The sequence below is a fragment of the Pseudomonas sp. UMAB-08 genome, assembly GCF_900095225.1.
Classification (GTDB): domain Bacteria; phylum Pseudomonadota; class Gammaproteobacteria; order Pseudomonadales; family Pseudomonadaceae; genus Aquipseudomonas.
In genome coordinates this window covers 1-581 of record NZ_LT607460.1, presented here as the reverse complement: position 1 = coordinate 581, position 581 = coordinate 1, and the positions used below count along the sequence as shown (strand labels likewise).

Annotated in this window: 1 protein-coding gene; it reads right to left on the bottom strand. The window is 54.4% G+C overall.

Going from position 1 to position 581, the window contains the following annotated elements:
• Nucleotides 1-85 precede the first annotated feature (85 nt).
• Entirely contained in the window at nt 86-325 is a 240-nt protein-coding gene (locus K0F75_RS25415) for a DUF4177 domain-containing protein (protein WP_219064705.1), read from the bottom strand.
• Nucleotides 326-581: the final 256 nt, after the last annotated feature.

Genomic DNA, 581 nt, shown 5'->3' with positions numbered 1-581 from the left:
AACGGCTCAAACCGGCAGGCCCCTCTCAACCTCTGAGGGGCCACGGCTTGATACAGGCGTATGAGCGCCAGTAACAGCCGAGTCATCACCGAGGCTTGCGGAAGGTAATGACGTAGTAGGCGCTGAAATCGGCTTTTTTTCCAAAAAGCGCTTCAAAAAACCCGGGCTTGATCTGAACGCCAACGCTGTCTACGCGGTAGAACTCCCAACCCTGTTCTGCGTATTGGTTGGCGATCGACTCCAGATACACAGCGGCTTCAGTGCCTGTGTTCTTGACCTTTACTTCGATGTTGGGTGGAACCTGAACCATCTTGTATTGATACATCTGCCGTCCTTAGTCGCTGAGTGGCCTCATGCCACGCTCCGAGTCTACGGGTAAGGCACGCCCTTAATCCCAGCGCGAAAGCACTTTGCGATCCGTCCTACTTAAATTTCAGATCTCTGCACCCTTGATGCCTTTCCGCCACGCACAACAAAAAGCCCCCTCGCTAGGAGGGGGCTTGGGTCACATCTCTGCTTGAAGCGTGAGGCTTAGCCGTTTGAGCAGCCGTTACCCATCACGCTGTATTGGAGGGTGTGAC